We start from the raw sequence: 26,948 nt of genomic DNA, 5'->3' as shown, positions 1-26,948 counted from the left end.
GTGAGAGTAGGTCATCGTCAAGATTAAATTCCGAAACCCCATTTGCGAAAGCAGATGGGGTTTTGTTTTGGGCGGTCGAAAAGTGCGAAGAGGCGCCTCGGGAGGGGCTTCAGTGATAAAGTCCATGCCCTCGATTTTGCTTTTCCCAAGGAAGCCGTTATGCCGGATGCGACGTCCCTCAGCGCTGGATTCATGGTGGTTCACGGCAACCGCTTGGACGAACTGCGCAGCCTGGTGGTGAGTTGGATGCGCCGTTATCCCCTGGCGCCTCTGGAAAACGAAATCGCCTTGGTACAAAGCAACGGCATTGCCCAGTGGCTCAAACTGGCCTTGGCTGAAGACCCGCAAGACGACGATATGGGAGGCTGCGGAATTGCCGCCGCCATCGATGTACAGCTCCCCGGCAGCTTCATGTGGCAGCTCTATCGCATGGTCCTGGGACGTGACGAAATCCCTCCAAAATCCCTGCTCGATAAAGCCCCGCTCACTTGGCGCCTGATGCGCCTGCTCCCGGAACTCATTGATCAACAGCATTTCGAGCCGTTGCAACGTTTCTTGACCCACGACTCCGACCTGCGCAAACGCTACCAACTGGCGGAACGACTGGCTGACCTGTTCGACCAATACCAGGTCTACCGCGCTGACTGGCTGGAAGACTGGGCTGCCGGCCGCCATCAACTGCGTAACGGTCGAGGCGAATCAAAGCCACTCAACCCGGCCAACTGCTGGCAGGCCGAGTTATGGCGTGCGCTGTTATTGGACGTCGGTGAAGAGGGCATGGCTGAAAGCCGCGCCGGCGTGCACCAGCGCTTTATCGAACGTATCAATGCGCTTGAGCAAGCGCCGAAGGGGCTGCCTTCCCGGGTGATTGTCTTCGGGATTTCTTCCTTGCCCGCCCAAGCGCTGGAGGCGCTGGCCGGCTTGGCCCGTTTCAGCCAAGTCCTGCTGTGCGTGCACAACCCGTGTCGCCACCATTGGTCCGACATCGTGGCCGACAAAGACCTGCTGCGTAACGAATACAAACGCCAGGCGCGCAAAGCCGGCATGCCCGTTACCATCGACCCACAAACCCTGCACCAACACGCCCATCCGCTGTTGGCTGCCTGGGGCAAACAAGGTCGCGACTACATCAGCCTGCTGGACAGTTACGACGATCCCAACAGCTACCGCGCCGCTTTTCGCGATGGTCGAATCGACCTGTTCAGCGACAGCGAGCCCACCACACTGCTCAACCAGCTTCAGGACGATATCCTCGAACTGCGCCCGCTCAATGAGACTCGGGAACAATGGCCGGCTGTCGATCTGGAGCGTGATACATCCATCCGCTTCCACATTGCCCACAGCGCCCAACGCGAAGTGGAAATTCTCCATGACCAATTGCTCCAACGCTTCAGTGCCGACCCCACGCTTCGCCCAAGGGACATCATCGTCATGGTCCCCGACGTCGACAGCTACGCGCCGCATATCCGCGCGGTATTCGGTCAGCTGGACAGAATTGATCCCCGCTTCATCCCCTTCACCCTGACCGATCAAGGCCAGCGCGGTCGCGATCCCCTGCTGATCGCCGTTGAACACCTGCTCAAACTCCCCGACAGCCGTTTCCCCGTCAGCGAGATTCTCGACCTGTTGGACGTCCCGGCCTTGCGCGAACGCTTCGCCATCAAGGAGCGCGATCTGCCCACGCTGCACCGCTGGATCGAAGGCGCTGGCATCCGTTGGGGCCTCAACGCCGAGCAGCGCGCGGGTCTCGGTCTGCCGAGTAAGCTGGAACAAAACAGCTGGCGATTCGGCCTTCGCCGTATGCTTCTAGGCTACGCCGTCGGCACCGGTGCAGCCTGCGAAGGCATTGAGCCTTACGACGAAATCGGCGGGCTTGATGCGGCCTTGATCGGCCCGCTAGTCGCTTTGCTCGATGCCCTCGGCGATGCCCATCAAGCGCTGTCACAACCCGCACCGCCCCACGAATGGGGTGAGCGTTTGCAACGCCTGATGCAACTCTTCTTCCTACCCAGCAGCGAGCACGACGACTACCTGTTGGGTCAGCTTGAGCAACTCAGGGAAACCTGGTTGGAAACCTGCGAGTCCGTCGGCCTGCAGGATGAGTTACCGCTTACCGTAGTCCGCGAAGCCTGGCTGGCCGGCCTGGATCAAGGCCGTCTGTCCCAGCGCTTCCTCGCCGGAGCTGTCAATTTTTGCACCCTGATGCCCATGCGCGCCATCCCCTTCAAACTCGTCTGCCTGCTCGGCATGAACGATGGCGACTACCCACGCGCCCAGCCACCGCTGGATTTCGACCTGATGGGCAGCGACTACCGTCCCGGCGACCGTTCGCGCCGTGAAGATGACCGTTACCTGCTGCTCGAAGCCCTGCTGTCCGCCCGCGATCAGCTCTATATCAGCTGGGTCGGCCGTAGCATCCGCGATAACAGCGAGCGCCCGGCCTCTGTACTCATCGGCCAACTGCGCGACCATATCGCCAGTGGCTGGCACAACGCACAAGAAACACCGCTACTGGACGCGATGACCCAGGAACACCCGCTCCAACCCTTCAGTGCCCGTTACTTCCACGAAGGTGATGCGCTGTTCAGCTATGCCCGCGAATGGCAGTTACTCCACCAAGCTGTGGACAACGTCCCCAAAGAGGATCAACTGGCGCAGCACCAACAGGAAGAGCCCCTGAGTCTCGGTCAGTTGCAGGACTTCCTGCGCAACCCGGTCAAACACTTCTTCAGTCAGCGTCTGAAAGTGTTCTTCGAAGCCGCTGAAGTACCCTTGGCCGATGAAGAACCCTTCGTGCTTGACGCGCTGCAACGCTACAACCTGAGCGACAGCCTGTTGAACGCTGCGCTGTCCCAGCCCGAACACCTCGACCAGGCCCTCAACGCCCAGGCCCTGCGGCTGCAAGGCAGTGGCCTGTTGCCGATGGTCGGTTTCGGCGAGTGCCTGCGCAACGAACTCATTGAGCCCCTGCCCGACTTGTTGCAACGCTACCAGCAGTTGCTGGCGCTCTGGCCAACGCCACACACTGCCGCAGAGCCGATCAGTTTCGAGCATCAAGGTATAGCGCTGGAAGGCTGGATCAGCGGCCTGCATCGCCGCAGTGATGGCGGATTGCTGAGTGTCACCACCATCCCCAATAGCATCGGCTCGATCAAAACACGCAAATGGCATCGCCTGATTCGTCCTTGGGTCAATCATGTGGTGGCCTGCGCCTGCGGCCTGTCGTTGAGCACGGGGTTGGTGGCCAGCGACGATACGTTGCTACTGGCCCCGCTGGATAAGCCCATCGCCCGGGAAATCCTCGGCAACCTGCTGTTGGCCTGGCACAGCGGCATGAGAGAGCCGCTGCCGGTAGCCGTCAAGACCGCCTTCGCCTGGCTCAGCCAGACCGATCCGGTCAAAGCCCACGCCGCCGCGAGCAAAGCCTATGAAGGTGACGGCCTGACCACCGACGGCGAGCGTCGCGAAACCCCGGCGCTCACCCGACAGTTCCCCGATTACGCCGCCCTGGTCGCCAGCGAAGAGTTCGAAGGCTGGTGCGAAACCTTGTATCGACCGCTCATCAACGCCCCATGGCGATCACTCACAGGCGAGGAGGCCGGCCCATGAGCAGCAAACCCTTGGCCCTGGCCTTCCCGTTGAATGGCAGCCAGCTGATTGAAGCCAGCGCCGGTACCGGCAAAACCTTCACCATCTCCGCCTTGTACCTGCGTCTGGTCCTTGGCCACGGTGACGGTGAGTCCGGTTTTGGCCGTGAACTGCTGCCGCCGCAAATCCTCGTGGTGACCTTTACCGACGCCGCCACCAAAGAGCTGCGCGAACGCATCCGCATGCGTTTGGCCGAAGCTGCACGTTTCTTCCGCGAGGAAATTGAACAGCCCGACGCGCTGATCGCCGACCTGCGTGCGCAATACCTCCCCGAGCAATGGCCCGCCTGCGCCAACCGCCTGGACATCGCCGCCCAGTGGATGGATGAAGCGGCGGTTTCCACGATTCACAGTTGGTGCCAGCGGATGCTGCGCGAACACGCGTTCGACAGCGGCAGCCTGTTCACCCAGACCCTGGAAACCGACCACAGTGACCTGCTTGGCGAAGTGCTGCGCGATTATTGGCGACTGTTCTGCTACCCGATGCACGACGACGCGCTCAACTGGGTACGCAGCAACTGGGGCGGCCCGGCCGCGTTGATGCCACGGGTACGCGCACTGTTCGGCAGCGAACGGCCGACGGATGAAACCCGTGAACCCGCCGAGTTGATCAACGCTTGCCTGCAAGAACGCCGTGAAGCGTTGATAAACATCAAGGCACCCTGGCAACAATGGGCCGCCGAGTTGCGCGAAATCTGCCTGCACGCCGTAGCCGCCAAAGCCGTCGACGGCCGCAAGATGCAAGCGCGTTACTTCGAGCCCTGGTTCGAAAAGATCAGCGCCTGGGCCGCTGACGAAACCCTCGAGCAACTGGACATCGGCACCGGCTTCACCCGCCTCACCCCCGACGGCATGGCCGAAGCCTGGAAGGGCGACCCGCCGCAACACCCCGGCATCGACGCCATGGCCGGCCTTAAAGTCGCCCTCGACGCGCTGCCAACCCCTGACGCCGCCGTGTTGCAACACGCTGCCGGTTGGGTGGGCAAGCGCTTCGAAGAGGAAAAGCGCCGGCGTGCCGAAATGGGCTTCGACGACATGCTGATCCGCCTCAACGCCGCCCTGCAGGCCGATGGCGGCGAGCGCCTGGCCAGTGTGATCCGCGAGCAGTTCCCGGTGGCCCTGATCGACGAGTTCCAGGACACCGACCCGGTGCAATACAGCATCTTCGACAGCATTTACCGCATCGAAGAGAACCACCTCGACAGCGGCCTGTTCCTGATTGGCGACCCCAAGCAAGCCATCTACGCCTTCCGCGGCGCCGATATCTACACCTACCTGCGCGCGCGCAAATCCACGCTCGGCCGTCATCACACCCTGGGCACCAACTTCCGTTCCAGCCATGCGATGGTCGAGGCGGTGAACCACGTGTTCCTGCGGGCGGAAACCGGCCGCGGCGCGTTCCTGTTCCGGGAGCCGAACGGCGACAACCCGGTGCCGTTCCACCCGGTGTTGTCCCAAGGCCGCAAGGAAAAACTGCAGGTCGACGGCCAAACGTTGCCGGCGCTGAACCTGTGGCACCTGCCCACCGACCAGCCGGTTTCCAACGCGGTGTACCGCCAACAACTGGCCGGCGCCTGCGCCACCCGGATTGTCGAATTGCTCAACGGCGGCCAGCAAGGCACGGCCGGTTTCCTGCAACCGGATGACAGTTTCAAAGGTGTACTGCCGTCGGACATCGCCATCCTCGTGCGCGACGGCAAGGAAGCCCAGGCCGTGCGCGTCGAGTTGGCCGCCCGTGGCGTGCGCAGCGTCTACCTGTCCGACAAGGACTCCGTCTTCGCCGCCCAGGAAGCCCACGACCTGCTCGCCTGGCTCAAGGCCTGCGCCGAGCCGGACGTCGAGCGGCCGCTGCGGGCGGCCCTGGCTTGCGTCACCTTGAACCTGTCACTGCCGGAACTGGAGCGTCTGAACCAGGACGAACTGGCGTGGGAAAGCCGCGTGATGCAGTTCCGAGGCTACCGCACGATCTGGCGCACCCAAGGCGTGTTGCCGATGCTGCGTCGCCTGCTGCACGACTTCAAACTGCCGCAAACCCTGATCGCCCGCAGCGACGGCGAACGTGTGCTGACCAACCTGTTGCACCTCAGCGAGTTGTTGCAGCAAGCCGCGTCGGAACTGGACGGCGAACAGGCGTTGATCCGCCACCTGGCCGAACACCTGGCGTTGTCCGGCCAGGCCGGCGAAGAGCAAATCCTGCGCCTGGAAAGTGACGAGCAACTGGTCAAGGTGGTGACCATTCACAAATCCAAGGGTCTGGAGTACGACCTGGTCTTCCTGCCTTTCATCTGCTCGGCCAAGCCGGTCGACGGCAGTCGCCTGCCGCTGCATTACCACGATGAACACGGCAAATCCCACGTCAGCCTGCGCCCGACCGCCGAGTTGATCGCCCAGGCCGACGATGAGCGCCTGGCCGAAGACCTGCGTTTGTTCTACGTAGCCCTGACCCGCGCCAAACATGCCTGCTGGCTCGGCGTTGCCGACCTCAAGCGTGGCAACAGCAGCAGCTCGGTACTGCACCTGTCGGCGCTGGGTTACCTGCTCGGCGCCGGTGCGTCGTTGAGTGAATCCGCCGGCCTCGCGCGTTGGCTGTTGGATCTGCAGGACGGCTGCCCGACCATCCACTACGCCCCAGTGCCCGACGCCCAGGACATCCTGTTCCACCCGCCGCGCAACACTGCCCACTTGCTCGCGCCCTTGTTACCTAAGCGCAAGGCCGCCGAGAACTGGTGGATCGCGTCCTACAGTGCCTTGCGCATTGGCGACAGCATGAGCGTCGCCCACCTCGAAGCGCCCGAAAGCCCACAGGCGCAAAAGCTGTTCGATGACGAACGCCTCGATCCCGACGCACCGCGTGACGTGGCGGCGTCCGGCGCAGACATTCACCGTTTCCCACGCGGTCCGAACCCCGGCACCTTCCTTCACGGCCTGCTGGAGTGGGCCGGGGAAGAAGGCTTCAACGTGACCTCCCAAGCCATCGAACACGCCGTAGGCGCGCGCTGCAATCGCCGCAACTGGGAAGGCTGGATCGTCACCCTCAGCGATTGGCTGGGCCATGTGCTGCACACGCCGCTGCCGGTGGATAACGACCAGGTCGCCCTGAGCAACCTGCAGCACTACCAGATCGAAATGGAGTTCTGGTTCGCCAGCCATAAAGTCGACGTGCTCGCCCTCGACAAGCTGGTGTGCCAGTACACCCACAACGGTGTGTCCCGCGTCGCCGCCGAAGCAGTGCTGCTCAACGGCATGTTCAAGGGTTTTATCGACCTTACCTTCGAACATGACGGCCGCTACTACGTGGCCGACTACAAATCCAACTGGCTCGGTCCTGACGATTCGGCCTACACCCAGGACGCCATGGAACAGTCGATCCTCGAACATCGGTACGACCTGCAATACGTGCTTTACCTGCTCGCCCTGCATCGTCAACTCAAGGCGCGCCTGCCGGACTATGACTACGACCGTCATGTCGGCGGCGCGCTGTACCTGTTTCTGCGCGGCACCCAGGCTGTCAGCCGAGGGGCGTTTTTCACCCGGCCGCCACGGGACCTGATCGAAGGCCTGGACCTGCTGTTCCAGGGCAAGCCCATCCCGCCCAAGGCTGAGCCTGCCTGGGAACAAGGAGTGTTGTTATGAGCCTGTCGCCGTTACCGCTTGAGGCGTTAGCGCCCTTGAGCCGCGCCGCCGACCTGGTGAGCCTGCTGGAGCGTTGGGTTGATCGGGGGTGGCTGCGGGCGTTGGACAAGGCGTTCGTGGGCTTCCTGCACGAGCTTGATCCACACGCGGACCCCTTGGTGCTCCTGGCGGCGGCGCTGACCAGCCATCAACTCGGCCACGGCCATGTGTGCCTGGACCTGTTCGAAACCCTCAACGCGCCGGATTTTGCCCTGTCCCTGCCGCCCGAAGGCGACCTGCAAAGCGGCGCCATGCTGCTGCCGTCGCAATTGCTCGATGGCCTTGATGGCGCCCGCTGGTGCCACGCCCTGGCCGCCAGCCCATTGGTTGCCCTGGCGATGGACGGCAGCGAATCGGCACACAGTCGCCCCTTGGTGCTGTCGGGCAAACGCCTGTACCTGCGCCGCTACTGGACCTACGAGCGACGCATCGACAGCGCCCTGCGCCTGCGTCTCGCCACCCAGGAACGCGTCGCCGCCGATTTGCCCCAGCGCTTGAATGGCTTGTTTGACCAACCGGCGCCCGATGGCGTGATCGACTGGCAGAAACTCGCCTGCGCCCTGGCCACCCGCGGTGCATTCAGCATCGTCACCGGCGGCCCCGGCACCGGCAAGACCACCACCGTGGTGCGCCTGCTCGCGCTGTTGCAGGCGCCGGCCGTAGAGTCCGGCAGCCCGTTGCGCATCCGGCTGGCCGCGCCGACCGGTAAAGCCGCGGCGCGCTTGACCGAATCCATCAGCCAGCAAGTGCTGTCGCTGACAGTGCCGCAAAGCGTGAAGGAAAAGATCCCGACCCAGGTCACCACGGTTCACCGCTTACTGGGCAGTCGCCCGGGCACTCGGCACTTCCGCCATCACCTTGGCAACCCGTTGCCCCTGGATGTGCTGGTGGTGGACGAAGCCTCGATGATCGACCTGGAAATGATGGCTAACCTGCTGGATGCGTTACCGCCCCATGCCCGCCTGGTGCTGCTGGGCGACAAGGACCAACTCGCCTCGGTGGAGGCCGGCGCCGTACTCGGTGATTTGTGCCGCGATGCCGAAGCCGGCTGGTACAGCCCCGACACCCGCCAATGGCTGCAAACCGTTAGCGGCGAAGACCTCAGCGCCAGTGGCCTGCACGAAGACCTCGATGGCAGCCATCCCTTGGCTCAGCAAGTGGTGATGCTGCGCTACTCACGGCGTTTCGGCGAAGGCAGCGGCATCGGCCAACTGGCGCGCTGGGTCAACCAGCAAAACGCCGACGAGGCGCGCAAGCTGCTGGCCGCGCGCAGCCACAGCGACCTGTTCTGCGTCAGCCTCAAAGGTGAGCACGACCACGCCCTGGAGCGCCTGGTGCTGGACGGGCAGGGCGACGGCGCCCAGGGTTATCGCTATTACCTCAACCTGCTGCACAGCGCACGCCCCGCCGTCGACACCCCGCGCGATGACCTCGCCTGGATCCACTGGGCCCAGCAACTGCTGCAAGCCTTCGATGCGTTCCAATTGCTCTGCGCCGTGCGCAAGGGGCCTTGGGGTGTGGAGGGGCTGAACCTGCGCATCACGGCCGCCTTGCGCAAAGTGCGGCTGATCGAGGGGGATGAGCAATGGTACGAAGGCCGTCCGGTGTTGATGACGCGCAACGATTACGGCCTGGGCTTGATGAACGGCGATATCGGCATTGCCCTCAAACTGCCTGAAAGCGACGGCGGCCCCCAGGTGCTGCGGGTGGCTTTCCCACGTAACGATGGCCAGGGTGGCGTGCGCTTTGTCCTGCCCAGCCGTCTCAATGATGTGGAAACCGTGTACGCCATGACCGTGCACAAATCCCAGGGCTCGGAGTTCACCCACACCGCACTGATCCTGCCGGACGCGCTGAACCCGGTGCTCACCAAAGAGTTGATCTACACCGGCATCACCCGCGCCAAGCGCTGGTTCAGCCTGATCGAACCCCGTGGCGGGGTGTTTGAAGAGGCCGTGCGCCGCAAGGTCAAACGCTTGAGTGGGTTAATGCTGGAGTTGGGTCAGGAGTCAGAAATATCTGACGCTGTGCTATCGTTGCGGCATCACCCCGAAAACACCTGAGAGAATCGCTGCATGAACCTGGCCGTCTCGCCCACAGAGCGTAGTTTGAGCTGGAGACGCCTGCTGCTGGTGGCGGTTCTATGCCTGCTGGCACCCCGGGTATTTGCCGAGGCCCCAGGCCCGGCTGATCAGCGCGCCCAGGCGGTCACCCAGGTAGTACTGGGTATCCTCAGCTATGCCCGCTGGCCAGTAGAGCCTGCGCAACTGCGCCTGTGCATCGTCGGCCCGACCCAATACACCGACGACCTGATTAAAGGCACCACCCAGGCTACCGGCCGTCCGGTTGTGGTGCGGCGCCTGCTGGCCGACCATCCCGATATCGTCAATGCCTGCGATGCCGTGTACATCGGCAAACTCAGCAATGACGAACGCAGCCGCCTGTTTGCCTCGTTGATCGGCCACCCGGTGCTCAGCATCAGCGAAGGCGGCGACCAATGCACTGTGGGCAGCCTGTTCTGCCTGCGAGTGGGCGATGAGCAAGTGTCGTTTGAGGTCAATCTCGACTCGGTGGCGCGCAGTGGCGTGCGCATTCATCCCAGCGTGTTGCAACTGTCCCGGCGCCGGGCACCCGCCACATGAAAGCGGCGAACGTACGACCTACCCTGCGTTCCGTCATCGGCCGAGGGCACATGATCCTGGCGCTGGTGGCGGTGACGCTGGCCAGTGTTTCCCTGACCCTGCTCGGCGTGTTGGCGCTGCGGGTCTACGCCGAACACAACCTGCACCTGATCGCCCGGTCCATCAACTACACCGTGGAAGCGGCCGTGGTGTTCAACGACCGCGGCGCGGCCACCGAAGCCCTCAGCCTGATTGCCTCCACCGAAGAAGTCGCCCAGGCTGACGTGTTCGATAGCAGTGGCCGGCTGTTGGCGCACTGGGAACGCCCGGAAACCGGCATGCTCTCCCGGGTTGAACTGGCGCTGGCGCATACGCTGCTCGAACAACCCATCAGCCAACCGATCCTCCACCAGGGGCGCACCATCGGCAGCATTCACCTGACCGGCCACGGCGGTAGCCTGCTGCGCTTCCTGCTCAGCGGCCTGGCGGGGATCCTGATCTGCACCGTCCTCAGTGCCTGGGTCGCGCTGCACCTGGCCCGTCGCTTGTTGACCGGCATCACCGGCCCACTGCAAAGCCTCGCCGCCGTGGCCCACGCCGCCCGCAGCGAGCGGGACTTCGACCGTCGCGTGCCGCCGGCCCGCATCGCCGAACTCGACAGCCTGGGCAGCGACTTCAATGCCCTGCTCGGCGAGATGGAAGCCTGGCAAAACCACCTGCAAAGCGAAAACGAAACCCTCGCCCACAAGGCCAACCACGACAGCCTTACCGGTCTGCCCAACCGCGCGTACTTCGAAGGCCGCCTGATTCGCGCGCTGCGCAGCGCCGCCAAAGCCAAGGAGCAGGTAGCCGTGCTGTACCTCGACAGCGACCGGTTCAAAGAGATCAATGACAGCTTCGGCCATGCCGCCGGTGATGCCGTGCTGGTGGCTGTCGCCGAGCGGGTGCGTGCGCAATTGCGTGAAGATGACCTGGTGGCGCGCCTGGGCGGTGACGAGTTCGCCATCCTGCTGGCGCCGCTGCACAAGGTCGAAGACGCCCAGCGCATCGCCGAAAAAATCATCGCCAGCATGGACATGCCGATTGCCGTGCCCGGCAGCACCCAGGTATTGACCTCCCTCAGTATCGGGATCGCCATCTACCCCGAACATGGCGTCACACCCGGCACCTTGCTCAATGCCGCCGATGCCGCGATGTACCAGGCCAAGCGTTTGTCCTCGGGCGGCCAGCAAACGGCGGAGCCGGAGAGCCCCGTCGTCAACGTTCAACACAGGAGTTGATCCCTTGTTCTCGACCGCGCGTTTTATGTTTATCACCCTGCTGGTGGCTTTGCTCGCCCTGGGCGGCTGCCAGACGGCGCCTCCCAAAGGCCTGACCCCGGCGCAAGTCGCCGTCCTCAAGCAACAGGGCTTCGAGCTTACCGATGACGGCTGGGCGTTCGGCCTGTCCGGCAAAGTGCTGTTTGGCAGTGACGTCGAAACCCTTAACCCACCCAGCACCGACATCGTCCAGCGCATCGGCAAGGCCCTGCTGGGTGTAGGCATCGAGCGCGTACGCGTCGATGGCCACACCGACGGCTCGGGCAAGGAAACCTACAACCAGCAACTGTCCCTGCGCCGCGCGAAAAGCGTGGCCACGGTGCTGCAAGGCGTGGGCATGAAAGAAGAAAACATCCAGCTGCGTGGGCTGGGCAGCAGTAAACCGGTGGCCGCCAACGACACAGCGGCAGGGCGTACCGAGAATCGGCGGGTGTCGATTGTGGTGATCGCGGACTGAGCCGGCAGCCCGATTTCAATCTGAAATCCAATCAAAATGTGGGAGGGGGCTTGCCCCCGATAGCAGTGTGTCAGCCAGTCCATCTGGTTCTGTCACTCCGCTATCGGGGGCAAGCCCCCTCCCACATTTGAACGATGTTCGCTTAACTGCCCGGCGTCATCGCCTGCGTCAAGTCACCCACCACGGCCTTGCCCATCTCTCAGAGACACCGCGCAGCCCAGCCCTTTAATCCGCAAACCGAATCTCCCTTGTCTCCCCCATCAACAACCCCTGGTTCTGCTCCGTCACTTCCCGGATGTAATCCCACAACAAGGTAATCCGCTTCAACTTCCTCAGATCCTCCCGGCAATACATCCAAAACTGGCGAGTGATCGAAATCTGCTCCCCCAGCACCGGCAGCAACCGTGGATCCTGCGCCGCCAGAAAGCACGGCAAGATCGCCATCGACCGCCCTTGCTGCGCCGCCACGTACTGCGCAATCACGCTGGTACTGCGCAGGCTGGCGCTGGCGCCGGGCACGACGTTGGCCAGGTACAGCAGCTCCGAGCTGAAGGCCAGATCATCCACATAGCTGATAAACGGATGCTCGGCCAAATCGGCCGGGCGCTGGATAGGCGGGTGTTGGTCGAGGTATTCCTGGGTCGCGTACAACTGCAGTTTGTAGTCGCACAGTTTGCAGCACACGTAGGGCCCGTGTTCCGGGCGTTCCAGGGCGATGACGATGTCGGCTTCGCGCTTGGAAAGGCTGATGAAGTGGGGCAGGGGCAGGATATCGACCGAGATGGCGGGGTAGGTGTCGACGAAGTGGCTCAACTGCGGGGTGACAAAGAAGCTGCCGAAGCCTTCGGTGCAGCCCATGCGCACATGGCCGGACAGCGCCACGCCGGAGCCGGACACCTGTTCGCAGGCCATGTGCAGGGTGCTTTCGATGGACTCGGCATACCCAAGCAAACGCTGGCCTTCGGGGGTGAGGACGAAGCCGTTGGTCCGGGATTTTTCGAACAGCAGCGTGCCGAGGGACACTTCCAATGAGCTGATGCGCCGCGACACGGTGGTGTAGTCCACCGCCAGGCGCTTGGCAGCGACGCTGGCCTTGCGGGTGCGGGCCACTTCGAGGAAAAACTTCAGGTCATCCCAGTTCAGGGAGCCCAGTGATGTGATGTTTTTTTGCATATTGGACCGGCTTTTATGTGCGTTCTTATTAGAGATTTGCACATCTATACTCCAAAAACAGTCCGAACGCCTCATTCTTCAAGGCGATTCAAGCGCCTTGTCTCTGTATAAATATAAGAGTTGGAGACCACATGAACGCATCCGCCGATATTTCCGTGCAACAGGTCAAGTTGCTCATCAATGGTGAGTGGGTCGAGTCCAGGACCACCCATTGGCAAGACATCGTCAACCCGGCCACCCAGCAAGTGCTGGCCAAAGTCCCGTTCGCCACGGCTGATGAAGTCAATGCCGCCATCGACGCCGCCCATCAAGCCTTCCAGACCTGGAAGCTGACGCCGATCGGCGCGCGCATGCGCATCATGCTCAAGCTGCAAGCCTTGATCCGCGAACACTCCAAGCGCATCGCGGTGGTCCTCAGCGCCGAGCAGGGCAAGACCATTGCCGATGCCGAGGGCGATATTTTCCGTGGCCTGGAAGTGGTGGAGCACGCCTGCTCCATCGGCACCCTGCAAATGGGTGAGTTCGCCGAGAACGTCGCCGGCGGCGTCGATACCTACACCCTGCGCCAACCCATCGGCGTGTGTGCCGGCATTACCCCGTTCAACTTCCCGGCGATGATTCCGCTGTGGATGTTCCCGATGGCCATCGCCTGCGGTAACACCTTCGTTCTCAAACCGTCCGAACAGGACCCACTGTCGACCCTGCTGCTGGTGGAGCTGGCGCTGGAAGCGGGCGTACCGGCGGGTGTGCTCAACGTGGTGCACGGCGGCAAGGACGTGGTGGATGCGCTGTGCACCCATAAAGACATCAAGGCCGTGTCCTTCGTTGGTTCGACTGCCGTCGGCACTCACGTCTACGACCTGGCCGGCAAGCACGGCAAGCGCGTGCAGTCGATGATGGGCGCCAAGAATCACGCCGTGGTGCTGCCGGATGCCAACCGTGAACACACCCTCAATGCCCTGGTCGGTGCCGGTTTCGGCGCGGCGGGCCAGCGTTGCATGGCCACCTCGGTGGTGGTGCTGGTGGGCGCGGCCAAGCAATGGCTGCCGGATCTGAAAGCGTTGGCGCAAAAGCTCAAGGTCAACGCCGGCAGCGAAGCCGGCACGGATGTCGGCCCGGTGATCTCCAAGCGCGCCAAGGCCCGTATCCTGGAGCTGATTGAAAGCGGCGTGAAAGAAGGCGCCAAGCTCGAGCTGGACGGCCGCGACATCAAGGTACCGGGCTTCGAGCACGGCAACTTCGTCGGCCCGACCCTGTTCTCGGGCGTGACCACCGATATGCAGATCTACACCCAGGAAATCTTCGGCCCGGTGCTGGTGGTGCTGGAAGTCGACACCCTCGATCAGGCGATTGCGCTGGTCAACGCCAACCCGTTCGGCAACGGCACCGGCCTGTTCACCCAGAGCGGGGCGGCGGCGCGTAAATTCCAGAGCGAAATCGATGTGGGCCAGGTCGGTATCAACATCCCGATCCCGGTGCCGGTGCCGTTCTTCAGCTTCACCGGTTCCCGTGGCTCCAAGCTCGGTGACCTCGGCCCGTACGGCAAGCAAGTGGTGCAGTTCTACACCCAGACCAAGACCGTCACCAGCCGCTGGTTTGACGACGACACGGTCAACGATGGCGTCAACACCACCATCAACCTGCGCTGATTCGGGAGACGACCATGAAGATTGCATTTATCGGCTTGGGCAACATGGGCGCACCGATGGCCCGCAACCTGATCAAGGCCGGCCATGGGCTGAACCTGTTCGACCTGAACCAGACGGTGCTCAAGGAACTCGCCGAATTGGGCGGCAACATCAGCGACTCGCCGCGTGACGCTGCCCAAGGCGCCGAGCTGGTGATCACCATGCTGCCCGCCGCCGCCCATGTGCGCAGTGTCTGGCTGAATGAAGACGGTGTACTGGCGGGGATCGGCAACGGCGTGCCCGCGGTGGATTGCAGCACCATCGACCCACAGACCGCGCGCGACGTCGCCGCTGCTGCCGCCAAGCAAGGCGTGGTGATGGCCGACGCACCGGTCTCCGGCGGCACCGGCGGGGCGCAGGCCGGGACCCTGACCTTCATGGTCGGCGCCACCCCGGAACTGTTCGCCACCCTGCAACCGGTGCTGGCACAGATGGGCCGTAACATCGTGCACTGCGGCGATGTGGGCACCGGGCAAATCGCCAAGATCTGCAATAACCTGCTGCTCGGCATCAGCATGGTCGGCGTCAGCGAAGCCATGGCCTTGGGCGACGCGCTGGGCATCGACACCCAGGTGCTGGCCGGGATCATCAACAGCTCCACCGGGCGCTGCTGGAGTTCCGACACCTACAACCCATGGCCGGGCGTGATCGAAACCGCGCCGTCGTCCCGTGGCTATACCGGCGGGTTCGGCGCCGATTTGATGCTCAAGGACCTGGGGCTGGCCACCGAAGCGGCGCGCCAGGCCAAGCAACCGGTGATTCTGGGCGCCGTGGCCCAGCAGTTATATCAATCGATGAGTCAGCGCGGCGAAGGGGGCAAGGACTTTTCGGCGATCATCAACAGCTATCGCAAACCCGAATAAACTGACGGTGGCGAGCGGGCTTGTCCCGCTCACCACAAAAAATCAGTTCACTGGAAGAGGCGGCTCAAGCAAACACAAAATACTTACGTACCGTCTCGACCACTTCCCACGTCCCCTTCATCCCTGGCTCCACCACAAAGATATCCCCAGCCCGCAAGTGAATCGGCTCCATCCCCTCAGGCGTGATCACGCAGTAGCCTTCCTGGAAATGGCAGTATTCCCATTTCACGTATTCGACATACCACTTGCCCGGCGTGCAGATCCAGGTGCCCATGATCTTGCTGCCGTCTTCGCTGGTGTAGGCGTTGAGGTTGACGGTGTGCGGGTCGCCTTCGAGCTTTTCCCATTTGCAGGCATCCAGGACCGGCAGGGGATGGGTGTCGCGCAATACGGTGATGGGCTTGGACATGATGACTCCGAGGCAGGGAATGGAAAGATGCACCCTAAGGCCTGGGGCGTTGCGCCAGTGGTCTGAACTCGACATCGGGATGCCCAGAAGCGCAGGTGAACACGATTGTCGGGGCATCGCGAATCAGTGTGGGAGGGGGCTTGCCCCCGATGGCGCCAGGTCAGCCGACACTTTTGAGCGTGAATCCGTCGTTTCCTCGCAGTAAGTGCGAAAGAAGTCACTCGCGGCGCACGAATTCGCAAGAAAATTCACATCTGGCCCTCGTATCATTCACCCCAGTAACCGCCGAGAGCCTTCAAATGACCTCAATAAAAACGTGGTGGGATATCAGCCCGCCCTTGAGCACGGCAACCCCGACCTGGCCGGGCGATACGCCGTTCCAGGAAGAGCGTGTGTGGCAGTTCGGCCCGGAGTGCCCGGTGAATGTCGGGCGCGTCACCTTGTCGCCGCACACCGGCGCCCATGTGGATGCGCCGCTGCATTACAGCGCCGACGGAGCGCCGATTGGCGAGGTGTCGCTGGAGGTGTACATGGGCCCGTGCCGGGTGCTGCATTGCCTGGACAGCGGCGCGCTGGTCCAGCCCCATCAGTTGGACGGGCGTGTGGATAACCTGCCGGAGCGCGTGCTGTTGCGTACTTATCCACAAGCACCGCTGACCGAATGGGATGCGAACTTCACCGCCATCGCCCCGCAGACCATTGAACTGCTGGCCAGCCTGGGTGTGCGCCTGATCGGGATCGACACGCCCTCCCTGGACCCGCAACAGTCCAAGACCATGGATGCCCACAACGCCGTGGCGCGGCATGGCATGGCGATCCTTGAAGGCATCGTGCTCGACGACGTACCGGAGGGCGACTACGAACTGATTGCCCTGCCGCTGCGTTTCGCCAACCTGGACGCCAGCCCGGTCCGAGCCATTCTCCGCCAGCTCAAGGAGCCCACGCGATGAGCCAATGTCCTTTCTCTGCCGACTACCAGCCACCGGAAGAATGGCATAACGCCGAACTGAATTTTTCCGAGTCCATGAGCTACGGCGACTACCTGGACCTGGGCAAAGTGCTCAGTGCCCAGCACCCGCTGTCGCCGGACCATAACGAAATGCTCTTCATCATCCAGCACCAGACCTCCGAGCTGTGGATGAAGCTGATGCTCCATGAACTCAAGGCCGCCCGCGAACACGTGCGCCTGGGCGAGTTGCCGCCGGCGTTCAAGATGCTGGCGCGGGTGTCGCGGATCTTCGATCAACTGGTGCACGCCTGGGCCGTGCTGGCGACCATGACGCCGTCGGAATACAAGGCGATTCGCCCGTTCCTGGGGCAGTCCTCCGGGTTCCAGTCGTTCCAGTACCGCGAGATCGAATTTATCCTCGGCAACAAGAGCCCGGCGCTGTTGCGCCCCCATGCCCATCGGCCTGAGTTGTTGCAGGCGTTGCAGGTGGCGATTGCCACGCCGTCGCTGTATGACGAGGCGATCAACCTGATGGTCAAGGCGGGGCTGGCGATTGACCCCAAGCGTGCCGAGCGCGACCCGACGGCGGCGACAGTGCACGATGAGTCGGTGGAGGCGGCGTGGCGCGAGGTGTATCGCGATCCGAGCCGGTATTGGGACTTGTATCAGTTGGCCGAGAAGTTTATCGACCTGGAAGATTCTTTCCGCCAATGGCGCTTCCGGCATGTGACCACGGTGGAGCGGATTATCGGCTTCCAGCCCGGCACCGGCGGCACCGAGGGCGTGGGTTACCTGCGCAAGATGCTCGATACGGTGCTGTTCCCCGAGCTGTGGCGAGTGCGCTCCACGCTGTAAACGCAATCAAATGTGGGAGGGGGCTTGCCCCCGATGGCGGAGGGTCAGTGGACACATAAGTGACTGACACACTGCTATCGGGGGCAAGCCCCCTCCCACATGGATATTACTGCGCAGCGGCGACCGCTTTCGTCTTGCTCATTCGCAACCGGTAGGCCACATAGATAACCCCCACCCAAACCGGCATCGCATACACCGACTCGCGAATCCCCGGGATCGCCAGCATCACGCTGATGATCATCAGCATGAACGCCAGGCACAGGTAGTTGCTGAACGGGAACCAGAAGGTCTTGAACGACGGCGTTACGCCTTGCTCGCCCATGGCTTTGCGGAACTTGATGTGGGTGATGCTGATCAGCGCCCAGTTGATCATCAGCGAGGCAACCACCAGCGCGAACAGCAGCTCCAGGGCACTTTGCGGCGCCACGTAGTTGACCACCACGCACAGCATCGTCACCAGCGCCGAGATCGCCAGGGCCCGCAGCGGCACGCCTTGCTTGTTGAGTTTCATCAGCGCTTTCGGCGCATCGCCTTGCTCGGCCAGGCCGAACAGCATGCGGCTGTTGCAGTACACGCCGCTGTTGTACACCGACAGCGCCGCGGTCAGCACCACGAAGTTGAGGATGTGGGCGGCGGTGTCGTTGCCGATCAGCGAGAAGATCTGCACAAACGGGCTGCCACTGTAGGCATCGCCCGACGCGCCGAGGGTTTGCAGCAGTTGATCCCATGGGTACAACGACAGCAGCACGGTCAATGCGCCGACGTAGAAAATCAGGATCCGGTACACCACCTGGTTGATCGCCTTGGGGATCACCTTGCGGGGCTCACTGGCCTCGGCCGCGGTGATACCCACCAGCTCCAGGCCGCCGAACGAGAACATGATGAAGGCCATGGACATCAACAGCCCCATGCCGCCATTCGGGAAGAACCCGCCGTGGCTCCACAGGTTGCTGACCGACGCCTGCGGGCCGCCGGTGCCGCTGAACAGCAGGTAGCAGCCGAGCACGATCATGCCGACAATCGCCACCACCTTGATGATCGCAAACCAGAACTCCGCTTCACCGAAGAACTTCACGTTCAGGGTGTTGATCAGGTTCACCGCGACAAAGAACACCAGGGCGCTGACCCAGGTCGGGATCTCCGGCCACCAGAACTGGATGTACTTGCCCACCGCAGTCAGCTCGGCCATGCCCACCAGCACGTAGAGCACCCAGTAGTTCCAGCCGGCCAGGAAGCCCGCGTAACCGCCCCAGTATTTGTGCGCGAAGTGGCTGAACGAGCCGGCCACCGGTTCTTCTACGATCATCTCGCCGAGCTGGCGCATGATCAGGAACGCGATGAAACCGGCGATCGCGTAGCCCAGGATCATCGACGGCCCTGCCGACTTGAGTACCCCGGCCGAACCGAGGAACAGCCCCGTGCCTATCGCCCCGCCCAAGGCGATCAACTGAATATGCCGGTTCTTCAGGCCACGCTTGAGGCCTACCGGGTTAACCATGTCATCCGCCATTAACATTCCCTTCTACTTGTTTTTCTCGGGGTAGAACCCCTCAGAAGTGCTGAGGAGTCAGATATTACTCTGCGTAAACTTTTCGTAATACAGCTGAACGCCATCAAGTGCCTGATCCGCCAGCCATTGTTGGATGGATTCGACCATTGGCGGAGGGCCGCACACGTACATATCCGCCAATCCGTCGCGCAATTCGGCCAGGTCGAAATGCTCGGTGAGGTAGCCGCGCTTGCCGGGCCATTCAGGCGCCGGTGCGCTCAGCACTTCGGTGTAGCGAAAACCGCGGATTGTCGAGGCGTATTGATGGATACGCTGCGCTTCACATAAGTCCTCGGCCCCGCGCACGCCGTAGTACAGGTGCACCGGCTGATCACAGCCCGTGGCGGCCAGTTCATCGAGCATGCCCAGTAACGCCGACAGTCCGGTGCCGCCGGCCACCAGCACCAGCGGTTTGCTGACATGGCGCAGGTAGAACGCACCCAGCGGCGCCTCCATCAGCAACCCATCGCCGACGTGGCAACGTTCCCGCAGGTAATTGCTCATCACCCCATCCGGCAGCAGGCGGATCAGGAATTGCAGCCGGTTGCCCGGCAGGTTGGCGAACGAGTAGGAACGCCAACAGTCGGTGCCGGGCACCGAGATGCGCGCGTATTGGCCCGGCAGGAAATCCAGCTCCGTGTCCAACCGCACCGTCAAGATCGCCGTACTGGCCGACACCTGCTGCACCTCGCTTACCGTGCCACGCACCTGCACCGGCCCCGGCGCATTGCACAGGCTCGAATCGAAGTCGAAGTAGAACGCCGCGTCGGACTTCACCCGGGTCTGGCAACTGAGCATCTTGCGCTGTTGCAGGTCGAGGCTGGACAGGGCTTCCTCGTCCACATAGTCCTGGGTGTAGTCACCCGACTCGCACCGCCCCTGGCAGGTGCCGCACACACCTTCGCGGCAATCCAGGGGGATCTTGATGCCATTGCGCAGCGCCGCATCCAACAGGATTTCATTTGCGCCCACCGGGAAAAACAGGGTCTTGCCGTCGGCAAAACTGAAGGCCACTTTGTGATTCATTCACGGAAACTCCACGCGTGTAGGGCTGGCACATCACCTGTGGCGAGGGAGCAAGCTCCCTCGCCACAAGGTGTGATGTGCTTCAAAGGTGATAGAAATCCAGCACCGAATTGATGGTGTCGTTAAGCAGCAGCGCATGCTTGCGAGTGATCAGCCAACTGTCGCCATGGGGCTTGAGGCGATAGGTGGCATGCCCGTAGAACTGCTCCGATGTGGCCAGCCGATAGAACAGCGTGTGCCAGTTCAACCGGACCTCCAGCGTGCCGTCCGCCTGCTCGGCAATGCGTACGTTGTTGATCAGGTGCAAGGTGCGCGGCATCGGTGTAGCGGATGCTGCCTTGCCGGTGCGCAGGCGAAACACGCGGTCTTCCAGGCCCGAACGATTGGCGTAGTAGATCAGCGACATCTCGCGCTTGGGGTCGCGGGTGTAGACGTGCTCCGAGTCCCATTGCGGCAGGTGGAATTCGCTGTGCGGGTCGAACAACTGCACATAGGCGTCCCAGTCCTGGGCGTCGCACAGCTCGGACTTGCGGTAGAAAAACTGCTCGATCCGGTACTGCAATGGCGCATTCATCACTTCACCTCCCGCAGTGTCAGCGCTTGTTGGTCCAGACCCTTGAGCAGGAACTGCTGCCAGTTGCGGTGCTGGTTGACGTACAGGCCTTCATGGGTGAACTCGGTGCCGGTCATGGCCGGTTGAATGCCGATGGCTTCGCTGTTCGGCGTCGGCCCGGTTTCCCAGCGATGGCTGCCGCGTGAAATATCGCTCCAGCGTTCCAGGCGGCCCTGGAAACCACGTTGGGCTTCGCGGAACTCCACCAGGTCGTCCGGTGTGCCCATGCCCGAGACGTTGAAGAAGTCTTCGAACTGGCGAATACGGTTTTCGCGGTCGGCGTCGGATTCGCCTTTCACCCCCAGGCACTGGCTGATGATCTCGGTCTTGTTCCACGCCACCGGGCGGATGATGCGCAGCTGCGAGCTGATCTGGTCGAGGAAGAACAGGCTCGGGTAGATATTCAGGTTGCGCAGGCGGTGCATCATCCACTCGGCCTTCTGTTGGCCGTGCTCTTGCACCAGGCGGGGCATGATGGTGGCGTAGCCGGAGCGCACGCTGGGGTTGGGCATGTCGCTGAACAGCACGCTGTGGCCATTGTTGAAAGCGAACCAGCCGTCATCGGTGTTGGCGTCGCCGGCGCCGAGCTTGCTGTAGTCCAGGGTGCTGGCGGACCCGCTGCCGTTCTCGGTATTCACCTGCTGGCGATGCTGCACCGTGGCCACGTAGTTGTAGTGCACGGTGCTGACGTGATACCCGTCCAGGCCATTTTCGTTTTGCAGTTTCCAGTTGCCGTCGTAGGTGTAGGCCGACTTGCCCGGCAGTACCTCCAACTCACCGGTGGCCGACTGCGCGACCATCATGTCGAAGAACACTTTGGCATCGCCGAGGAAGTCGTCCAGGCTGTCACGGCCATTCACGTCCAGGCTGATGAAGACAAAACCCTTGTAGCTCTCGATGCGGGCCTTTTTCAGGCCGCGTGTTGCCTTGTCGAAACTTTCCGGATATTCCCCCGGCGCCTTGACCTTCACCAGCCGGCCATCGCTCTTGTAGCACCAGGCGTGGAACGGACAGGTGAAGGTGGACTGGTTGCCTTTGCCGACCCGGGTGAGGGTGGTGCCGCGATGCTGGCAGGCGTTGACCAGCGCATTGAGCCGGCCCTCGCCATCACGGGTAATGATCATCGGCTGGCGCCCGGCGCGCATCGTCACGAAGTCGTGGTTATTGGCCAGTTCGCTTTCATGGCAGGCGTAGATCCAGTTCTTCTCGAAGATCAACTCCATCTCAAGATTGAACAGTTCCGGCTCGGTGAACATGTCGCGGGCGATGCGGAACACGGCGTCTGCCGGGCGAAAATCCAGGCAGCTCTCGATAAAGCTTTTCCATTGCTCGACGCTTCTTGCACCACTCATGGGAGGCACCTTTTGATAATGGCTGAACAGGTGAGCCATTAAGAGGCTGCGACAAGGTGGCGGGCTATCCGCTTAATGGGGGAAGGTGGGCCGCAAAGTTGGGCAGCAAATACCCACGGCGGTGCGGGGCGGTGACGCAACGCGCCACTGTCCGGTGCGGCCAGGGGCGGCAAAACCTGTGGTTTATCCACATAGTTGGCCGTTGCTATCCACCCGGTTGCAATCGGGTCGGCGTGGCGTAGAACTTGCTGTGGAACCACAACGACGCGCCGCCAGAGCGCGCAACCGCCTGACCGCCGTGGGTGCACACTGATGAATAGTCCTACACGCGATATCCATGTCCAACGCTTCGACCTCGAAGGCGCCCGCAGCTGGATGTCCGGCATTTGCGGACCGCACCGCCTGGTGACGGCCACGCCCGAGCGCCTGCGTTTTCATCACAGTGCCAACGTGTTCAAGTCCCGGGCCACCACCCTGGGGGTGATCGAGTACGGCACCGACGTGACCATCGATATCGAAGACGCCGAGCACTTCAGCAGCTACAGCCTCACGCTGCCGTTGGTGGGGGAGCAGGAGCTGAGCAAGAACGGCCAACGCCTGAGTTCCAACCGCGACCAGGGCGTGATCATCGCGCCCAATGAGCACCAGGTGCTGGCCATATCCGGTGACTGTCGCAAGTTGCAGGTGGTGATCACGCGGGCGGCGATGAGCGAGTCGCTGGAGGGCTTGCTGCAACGGCCGATCGAGGCGCCGCTGCAATTTGAACCGGTGATGGATGCGGTGGAGGGGGCGTCGGCGTCGTGGTGGCGCATGGCGCGCTACTTCATCGCGGAGCTGGAGTGCCGTAGCGAATTGTATGAACAGGCGGCGTTCACCCGTGACCTGGAAAGCTCATTGATCAAGGGCCTGATCCTCGCCCAGCCGAACAACTACTCGGAAGAACTGCGCGACGTATTGGGGGTGAAACTGCCCCATTACCTGATCCGTGCGCGCCAGTACATTCACGACAACGCCCGCGAGGCGCTGCACCTGGAAGACCTGGAAACCGCTGCCGGGGTGTCGCGGTTCAAGCTGTTCGATGCGTTTCGCAAGTACTTTGCCCTGTCACCCATGGCCTACCTGAAGAAGCACCGGTTGAGTGCGGTGCGCCAGGAAATCCTCGAGCATGGATCGATCCGCACCATCTCCGAGATCGCCTTCGGCTGGGGCTTTACCCACCTGGGGCGGTTCTCGGCGGAGTATCGGAAACTGTTCGATGAATCCCCCAGCCAGACGCTGCAACGCATGCGTATGCGCAGTACTTGAAGCTGATGAAGATCAACCTGTGGGAGGGGCGGTGCCTGGGCGATTTCAGATCAGTTCTTCAACCAACTGCAGGCAATGACTGAGCCCCGGCGACTGATCATTCACCCGTCGGCTGAGAATGATCGGCGAGGTCGCCGTCGCTTCCACAACCGGCGTGTAGCCGATATCCGCGCGATGCAGCACCTGCACCGACGCCGGCACCAGTGTCACGCCCATGCCCGCACCGACCAGGCCGATGGCGGTCTGCAGTTCGTTGGTCCACTGCGCCACCTTGAGGCTCAGGCCGTGGGCGTCGAACAGTGCGATCACATGGTCGGCATAGCTGGGGCGCGGGTTGCCGGGGTAGAGCACAAACGGCTCGGCGGCCAGTTGGGCGAGGGTCGCGGGTGCATCGAGCAATGGGTGGCCGGCGGGCAGCACGGCCACCAACCGATCCTCCACCAGCACACGCTGGACGATGGCCGGGTCGTCGATGCGAATGCGCCCGAAGCCCACGTCGATACGTCCGGCCTTGAGCGCTTCGACCTGCTGCAAGGTGGTCATCTCCGACAACCCCAGTTCCAGCTCCAACGCCTCATGGGTGCGCAACCGCCGGATCAACTCCGGCAGCACGCCATACAAGGTCGACGGCGCAAAGCCGATGCCCAGCCAGGTCTTCTCGCCCTGGCCGATGCGGCGCGTGTTGTCGCAGACCGTGGCCAATTGTTCGAGCAACACATTGGCGTGCTCATAGAAAAACCGCCCGGCTTCGGTCAGCCGCAGCGGTCGGCCACGCTCCAGCAGGACTACGCCCAATTCCTCTTCCAATTGCTGGATCTGCCGGCTCAACGGTGGCTGGGCGATGTGCAGGCGTTCGGCCGCACGGGTGAAGTTGAGGGTCTGCCCCAGCACCTGGAAGTAGCGCAGATGACGCAGTTCCATAACGGCTCCTTTCATACCTCAAGGGTATTGATCGAGACTAATTCTATATTGGAAGCCAGGAAAAATGCGGCACAGAATCGACGTAAATCTATAAAGAACCCAGCGGGTATTGCCATGCCGATTTGCGCCATCGAGTCGATCGAGACCATTATCGTCGACCTTCCCACCCTTCGCCCGCACAAGCTGGCGATGCACACCCTGCAAAACCAGACCCTGGTGATCATCCGCGTGCGCTGCGCCGACGGCATCGAAGGCATCGGTGAATCCACCACCATCGGCGGCCTGAGCTACGGCAACGAGAGCCCCGAGAGCATCAAGGTCAACATCGACCGTCACTTCGCCCCACTGCTGATTGGCCAGGACGCCAGCAATATCAACGCGGCCATGTTGCGCCTGGAGCGCAGCATTCGCGGCAACACCTTTGCCAAATCCGGTATCGAAAGCGCCTTGCTCGACGCCCTCGGCAAGCGCCTGAACCTGCCGGTCAGCGAACTGCTCGGTGGGCGTGTGCGCGATGCACTGCCGGTGGCCTGGACCCTCGCCAGCGGCAATACCGCCCAGGACATTGCCGAGGCCGAAAAGATGCTCGACCTGCGCCGCCACCGCATCTTCAAATTGAAGATCGGTGCCGGTGAAGTGGGCGAGGACCTGGCCCATGTCATCGCGATCAAACAGGCCCTGGGCGAACGTGCCAGCGTGCGCGTCGACGTCAACCAGGCCTGGGACGAAGCCGTGGCCCTGCGGGCGTGCAAGGTGCTCGGCGACCACGGCATCGACCTGATCGAACAGCCGATCTCGCGTAACAACCGTGGCGGCATGGCCCGGCTCAACCTGTCGAGCCCGGCGCCGATCATGGCCGACGAATCCATCGAGTGTGTCGAAGAGGCCTTCAACCTGGCCCGTGAAGGCGCGGCCTCGGTGTTCGCCCTGAAGATCGCCAAGAACGGCGGCCCCCGTGCGGTATTGCGCACCGCCGCGATTGCCGAAGCCGCCGGTATCGGCCTGTACGGCGGCACCATGCTGGAAGGGGGGATCGGCACCCTGGCGTCGGCGCATGCCTTCCTCACGCTGAACAGACTGGCGTGGGGTACCGAGTTGTTCGGCCCGCTGTTGCTGACCGAAGACATTCTTGCCGAGCCGCCGCTGTACCGCGATTTCCAGCTGCATGTCTCCCACTTGCCGGGCCTGGGCCTGGCCATCGATGAGGAGCGCCTGGCGTTCTTCCGTCGTGACGAACACTAAGAGGCGCCGCCCATGTTGTTCCACGTAAAAATGACCGTGAACCTGCCCGTCGACATGCACCCCGAGCGCGCCGCCAGCCTCAAGGCCGACGAAAAGGCCTTTGCCCAGCGTCTGCAGCACCAGGGCAAATGGCGCCACTTATGGCGCATCGCCGGGCTCTACGCCAACTACAGCGTGTTCGACGTCGACAGCGTGCAAGAGCTGCATGACCTGCTGATGCAACTGCCGCTTTACCCCTACATGGCCATCGAAGTGAATGCCTTGTGCCGGCACCCTTCGTCGATCCATGAAGACGACCGCTAGGCCGGTTTTCACCCTGATAACTACAAGATGAGGAATGCACCATGTCCATCCGACTGTCCCAGACTGCCCACGCCCAACGCTTTCTCGAAGAAGCCAGCGGCAACCTCACTGACGGCGGCAACCCGCGCGCCAAAGCGCTGATCTACCGCATCCTGCGCGATACGGTAAACATCATCGAAGACCTGGACGTGACCCCGGAAGAGTTCTGGAAGGCGGTCAACTACCTCAACGAACTGGGCAAGCACCAGGAGGCCGGACTGCTCGCCGCCGGGCTCGGCCTGGAGCATTACCTGGATATGCTGATGGACGCCGCCGACGAGGAAGCCGGCAAGTCCGGTGGTACCCCGCGCACCATCGAAGGCCCGCTGTATGTGGCCGGCGCGCCGCTGTCGAAGTACGAGGCGCGGCTGGACGATGGCAAGGACGACGCGGTGCCGCTGTTTATGCGCGGGCAGGTGCGCGACACCGACGGCAAGCCGTTGGCCGGGGCGATTGTCGATGTGTGGCAGGCCAATACCGGCGGTACGTATTCGTGGTTCGACCCGACGCAATCCGAATTCAACCTGCGCCGCCGCATCGAGACCGACGCCCAGGGCAACTACCGCTTTCGCAGCATCGTGCCGTCGGGCTACGGCTGCCCGCCGACCGGGCCGACCCAGCAGTTGCTCGATCAACTGGGGCGCCACGGGCAGCGCCCGGCGCATATCCACTTCTTTATCTCGGCGCCGGGATATCGGCACCTGACCACCCAGATCAACCTGTCGGATGACCCCTACCTGCATGATGATTTTGCCTACGCGACGCGGGATGAGTTGATTGCCGAGATTCGCTTCAGTGACGATCAGCAACTGGCACGGGAGTTTGGCGTGGAGGGGCGGTTTGCACAGATTGATTTTGACTTTGAGTTGCAAACCGCCGCAGCGCCGGTAGAGCAAAAACGCATGCAGCGGGTTCGCGCGTTGGAGGATTGATCAACACGGTCAA

General features: G+C 62.5%; 21 protein-coding genes. 14 read left to right on the top strand and 7 right to left on the bottom strand.

Going from position 1 to position 26,948, the window contains the following annotated elements; all coding sequences use genetic code 11:
* Positions 1-159: 159 nt before the first annotated feature.
* From recC to yfiB, 6 genes are read left to right on the top strand one after another with little or no spacing between them, the layout of a single operon-like run.
* Positions 160-3,609: an exodeoxyribonuclease V subunit gamma gene (recC, locus tag AC07OP_RS27265; protein WP_495102783.1), complete on the top strand. Its 3,450-nt coding sequence runs from the start codon at positions 160-162 to the stop codon at positions 3,607-3,609.
* On the top strand, positions 3,606-7,280 hold the full coding sequence (gene recB, locus AC07OP_RS27260; protein ID WP_495102782.1) for an exodeoxyribonuclease V subunit beta: 3,675 nt from the start codon (positions 3,606-3,608) through the stop codon (positions 7,278-7,280). Before recC ends, recB begins: the two co-directional genes overlap by 4 nt.
* A complete protein-coding gene (gene recD / locus AC07OP_RS27255) occupies positions 7,277-9,382 on the top strand; it encodes an exodeoxyribonuclease V subunit alpha (RefSeq protein WP_495102781.1) in 2,106 nt (701 codons plus the stop codon). Before recB ends, recD begins: the two co-directional genes overlap by 4 nt.
* Before the next feature lie 12 nt (positions 9,383-9,394).
* Positions 9,395-9,961: a regulatory sequestration protein YfiR gene (gene yfiR / locus AC07OP_RS27250; protein WP_141156008.1), complete on the top strand. Its 567-nt coding sequence runs from the start codon at positions 9,395-9,397 to the stop codon at positions 9,959-9,961.
* The gene (dgcN, locus tag AC07OP_RS27245; protein WP_115488621.1) at positions 9,958-11,220 is read left to right on the top strand and encodes a diguanylate cyclase DgcN/YfiN; all 1,263 of its coding nucleotides are present in this window, start codon (positions 9,958-9,960) and stop codon (positions 11,218-11,220) included. The genes yfiR and dgcN overlap by 4 nt, the downstream gene beginning before the upstream one ends.
* 4 nt (positions 11,221-11,224) lie before the next feature.
* Positions 11,225-11,716, top strand: a complete 492-nt coding sequence (yfiB, locus tag AC07OP_RS27240; RefSeq protein WP_141156007.1) for an outer membrane lipoprotein YfiB — start codon at positions 11,225-11,227, stop codon at positions 11,714-11,716.
* 225 nt (positions 11,717-11,941) lie between these two features.
* Here the strand turns inward: yfiB and AC07OP_RS27235 are convergent, their stop codons facing one another.
* Positions 11,942-12,889, bottom strand: coding sequence for a LysR family transcriptional regulator (locus AC07OP_RS27235; protein ID WP_053134031.1), 948 nt, complete (start codon positions 12,887-12,889; stop codon positions 11,942-11,944).
* A 131-nt stretch (positions 12,890-13,020) separates the two neighbouring features.
* Here AC07OP_RS27235 and AC07OP_RS27230 point away from each other — a divergent pair, with 131 nt between their 5' ends.
* Entirely contained in the window at positions 13,021-14,538 is a 1,518-nt protein-coding gene (locus tag AC07OP_RS27230; RefSeq protein ID WP_027607679.1) for a CoA-acylating methylmalonate-semialdehyde dehydrogenase, read from the top strand.
* 14 nt (positions 14,539-14,552) lie between these two features.
* Positions 14,553-15,440 carry a 3-hydroxyisobutyrate dehydrogenase gene (gene mmsB, locus AC07OP_RS27225; RefSeq protein WP_027607678.1) on the top strand — a complete coding sequence of 296 codons (888 nt, stop codon included), beginning with the start codon at positions 14,553-14,555 and terminating at the stop codon, positions 15,438-15,440.
* A gap of 64 nt (positions 15,441-15,504) precedes the next feature.
* On the opposite strand, the gene AC07OP_RS27220 is transcribed toward mmsB, so the two are convergent.
* Entirely contained in the window at positions 15,505-15,849 is a 345-nt protein-coding gene (locus AC07OP_RS27220) for a cupin domain-containing protein (protein ID WP_003230905.1), read from the bottom strand.
* Between the two features lie 299 nt (positions 15,850-16,148).
* Here AC07OP_RS27220 and kynB point away from each other — a divergent pair, with 299 nt between their 5' ends.
* Together kynB and kynA are read left to right on the top strand one after the other, a co-directional pair.
* A complete protein-coding gene (kynB, locus tag AC07OP_RS27215; RefSeq protein ID WP_495102780.1) occupies positions 16,149-16,799 on the top strand; it encodes an arylformamidase in 651 nt (216 codons plus the stop codon).
* A complete protein-coding gene (gene kynA / locus AC07OP_RS27210) occupies positions 16,796-17,653 on the top strand; it encodes a tryptophan 2,3-dioxygenase (RefSeq protein WP_027607676.1) in 858 nt (285 codons plus the stop codon). Before kynB ends, kynA begins: the two co-directional genes overlap by 4 nt.
* A 106-nt stretch (positions 17,654-17,759) precedes the next feature.
* On the opposite strand, the gene AC07OP_RS27205 is transcribed toward kynA, so the two are convergent.
* From AC07OP_RS27205 to antA, 4 genes are all read right to left on the bottom strand, one after another.
* On the bottom strand, positions 17,760-19,163 hold the full coding sequence (locus AC07OP_RS27205) for an amino acid permease (protein ID WP_495102779.1): 1,404 nt from the start codon (positions 19,161-19,163) through the stop codon (positions 17,760-17,762).
* 57 nt (positions 19,164-19,220) lie between these two features.
* Positions 19,221-20,228 (bottom strand): anthranilate 1,2-dioxygenase electron transfer component AntC, encoded by a 1,008-nt coding sequence (gene antC / locus AC07OP_RS27200; RefSeq protein WP_495102778.1) that lies wholly within the window; start codon positions 20,226-20,228, stop codon positions 19,221-19,223.
* An 82-nt stretch (positions 20,229-20,310) separates the two neighbouring features.
* Positions 20,311-20,802 (bottom strand): anthranilate 1,2-dioxygenase small subunit, encoded by a 492-nt coding sequence (gene antB / locus AC07OP_RS27195; protein WP_027607673.1) that lies wholly within the window; start codon positions 20,800-20,802, stop codon positions 20,311-20,313.
* Entirely contained in the window at positions 20,802-22,193 is a 1,392-nt protein-coding gene (antA, locus tag AC07OP_RS27190) for an anthranilate 1,2-dioxygenase large subunit (RefSeq protein WP_495102777.1), read from the bottom strand. Before antA ends, antB begins: the two co-directional genes overlap by 1 nt.
* 312 nt (positions 22,194-22,505) lie before the next feature.
* Here antA and AC07OP_RS27185 point away from each other — a divergent pair, with 312 nt between their 5' ends.
* A complete protein-coding gene (locus AC07OP_RS27185; RefSeq protein WP_065938987.1) occupies positions 22,506-23,498 on the top strand; it encodes an AraC family transcriptional regulator in 993 nt (330 codons plus the stop codon).
* Positions 23,499-23,543: 45 nt separating this feature from the next.
* Here AC07OP_RS27185 and AC07OP_RS27180 read toward each other — a convergent pair whose 3' ends face one another.
* Complete coding sequence (locus AC07OP_RS27180; RefSeq protein ID WP_414886824.1) at positions 23,544-24,419, bottom strand: LysR family transcriptional regulator; 876 nt, start codon at positions 24,417-24,419, stop codon at positions 23,544-23,546.
* Between the two features lie 114 nt (positions 24,420-24,533).
* Between AC07OP_RS27180 and AC07OP_RS27175 the strand changes: the two genes are divergently transcribed.
* Genes AC07OP_RS27175 through catA form a run of 3 tightly spaced genes read left to right on the top strand, consistent with a single transcriptional unit; the run spans position 24,534 to position 26,935 of the window.
* Complete coding sequence (locus AC07OP_RS27175) at positions 24,534-25,661, top strand: muconate cycloisomerase family protein (RefSeq protein WP_027607669.1); 1,128 nt, start codon at positions 24,534-24,536, stop codon at positions 25,659-25,661.
* 12 nt (positions 25,662-25,673) lie between these two features.
* Positions 25,674-25,964 carry a muconolactone Delta-isomerase gene (catC, locus tag AC07OP_RS27170; RefSeq protein ID WP_027607668.1) on the top strand — a complete coding sequence of 97 codons (291 nt, stop codon included), beginning with the start codon at positions 25,674-25,676 and terminating at the stop codon, positions 25,962-25,964.
* 41 nt (positions 25,965-26,005) lie between these two features.
* The gene (gene catA / locus AC07OP_RS27165) at positions 26,006-26,935 is read left to right on the top strand and encodes a catechol 1,2-dioxygenase (RefSeq protein ID WP_495102776.1); all 930 of its coding nucleotides are present in this window, start codon (positions 26,006-26,008) and stop codon (positions 26,933-26,935) included.
* Positions 26,936-26,948 lie beyond the last annotated feature (13 nt).

The sequence above is a fragment of the Pseudomonas sp. GW821-FHT09D08 genome (assembly GCF_059416305.1).
Note: the sequence above shows the minus strand (reverse complement) of the source record. Positions and strands in the feature narration are given on the sequence as shown.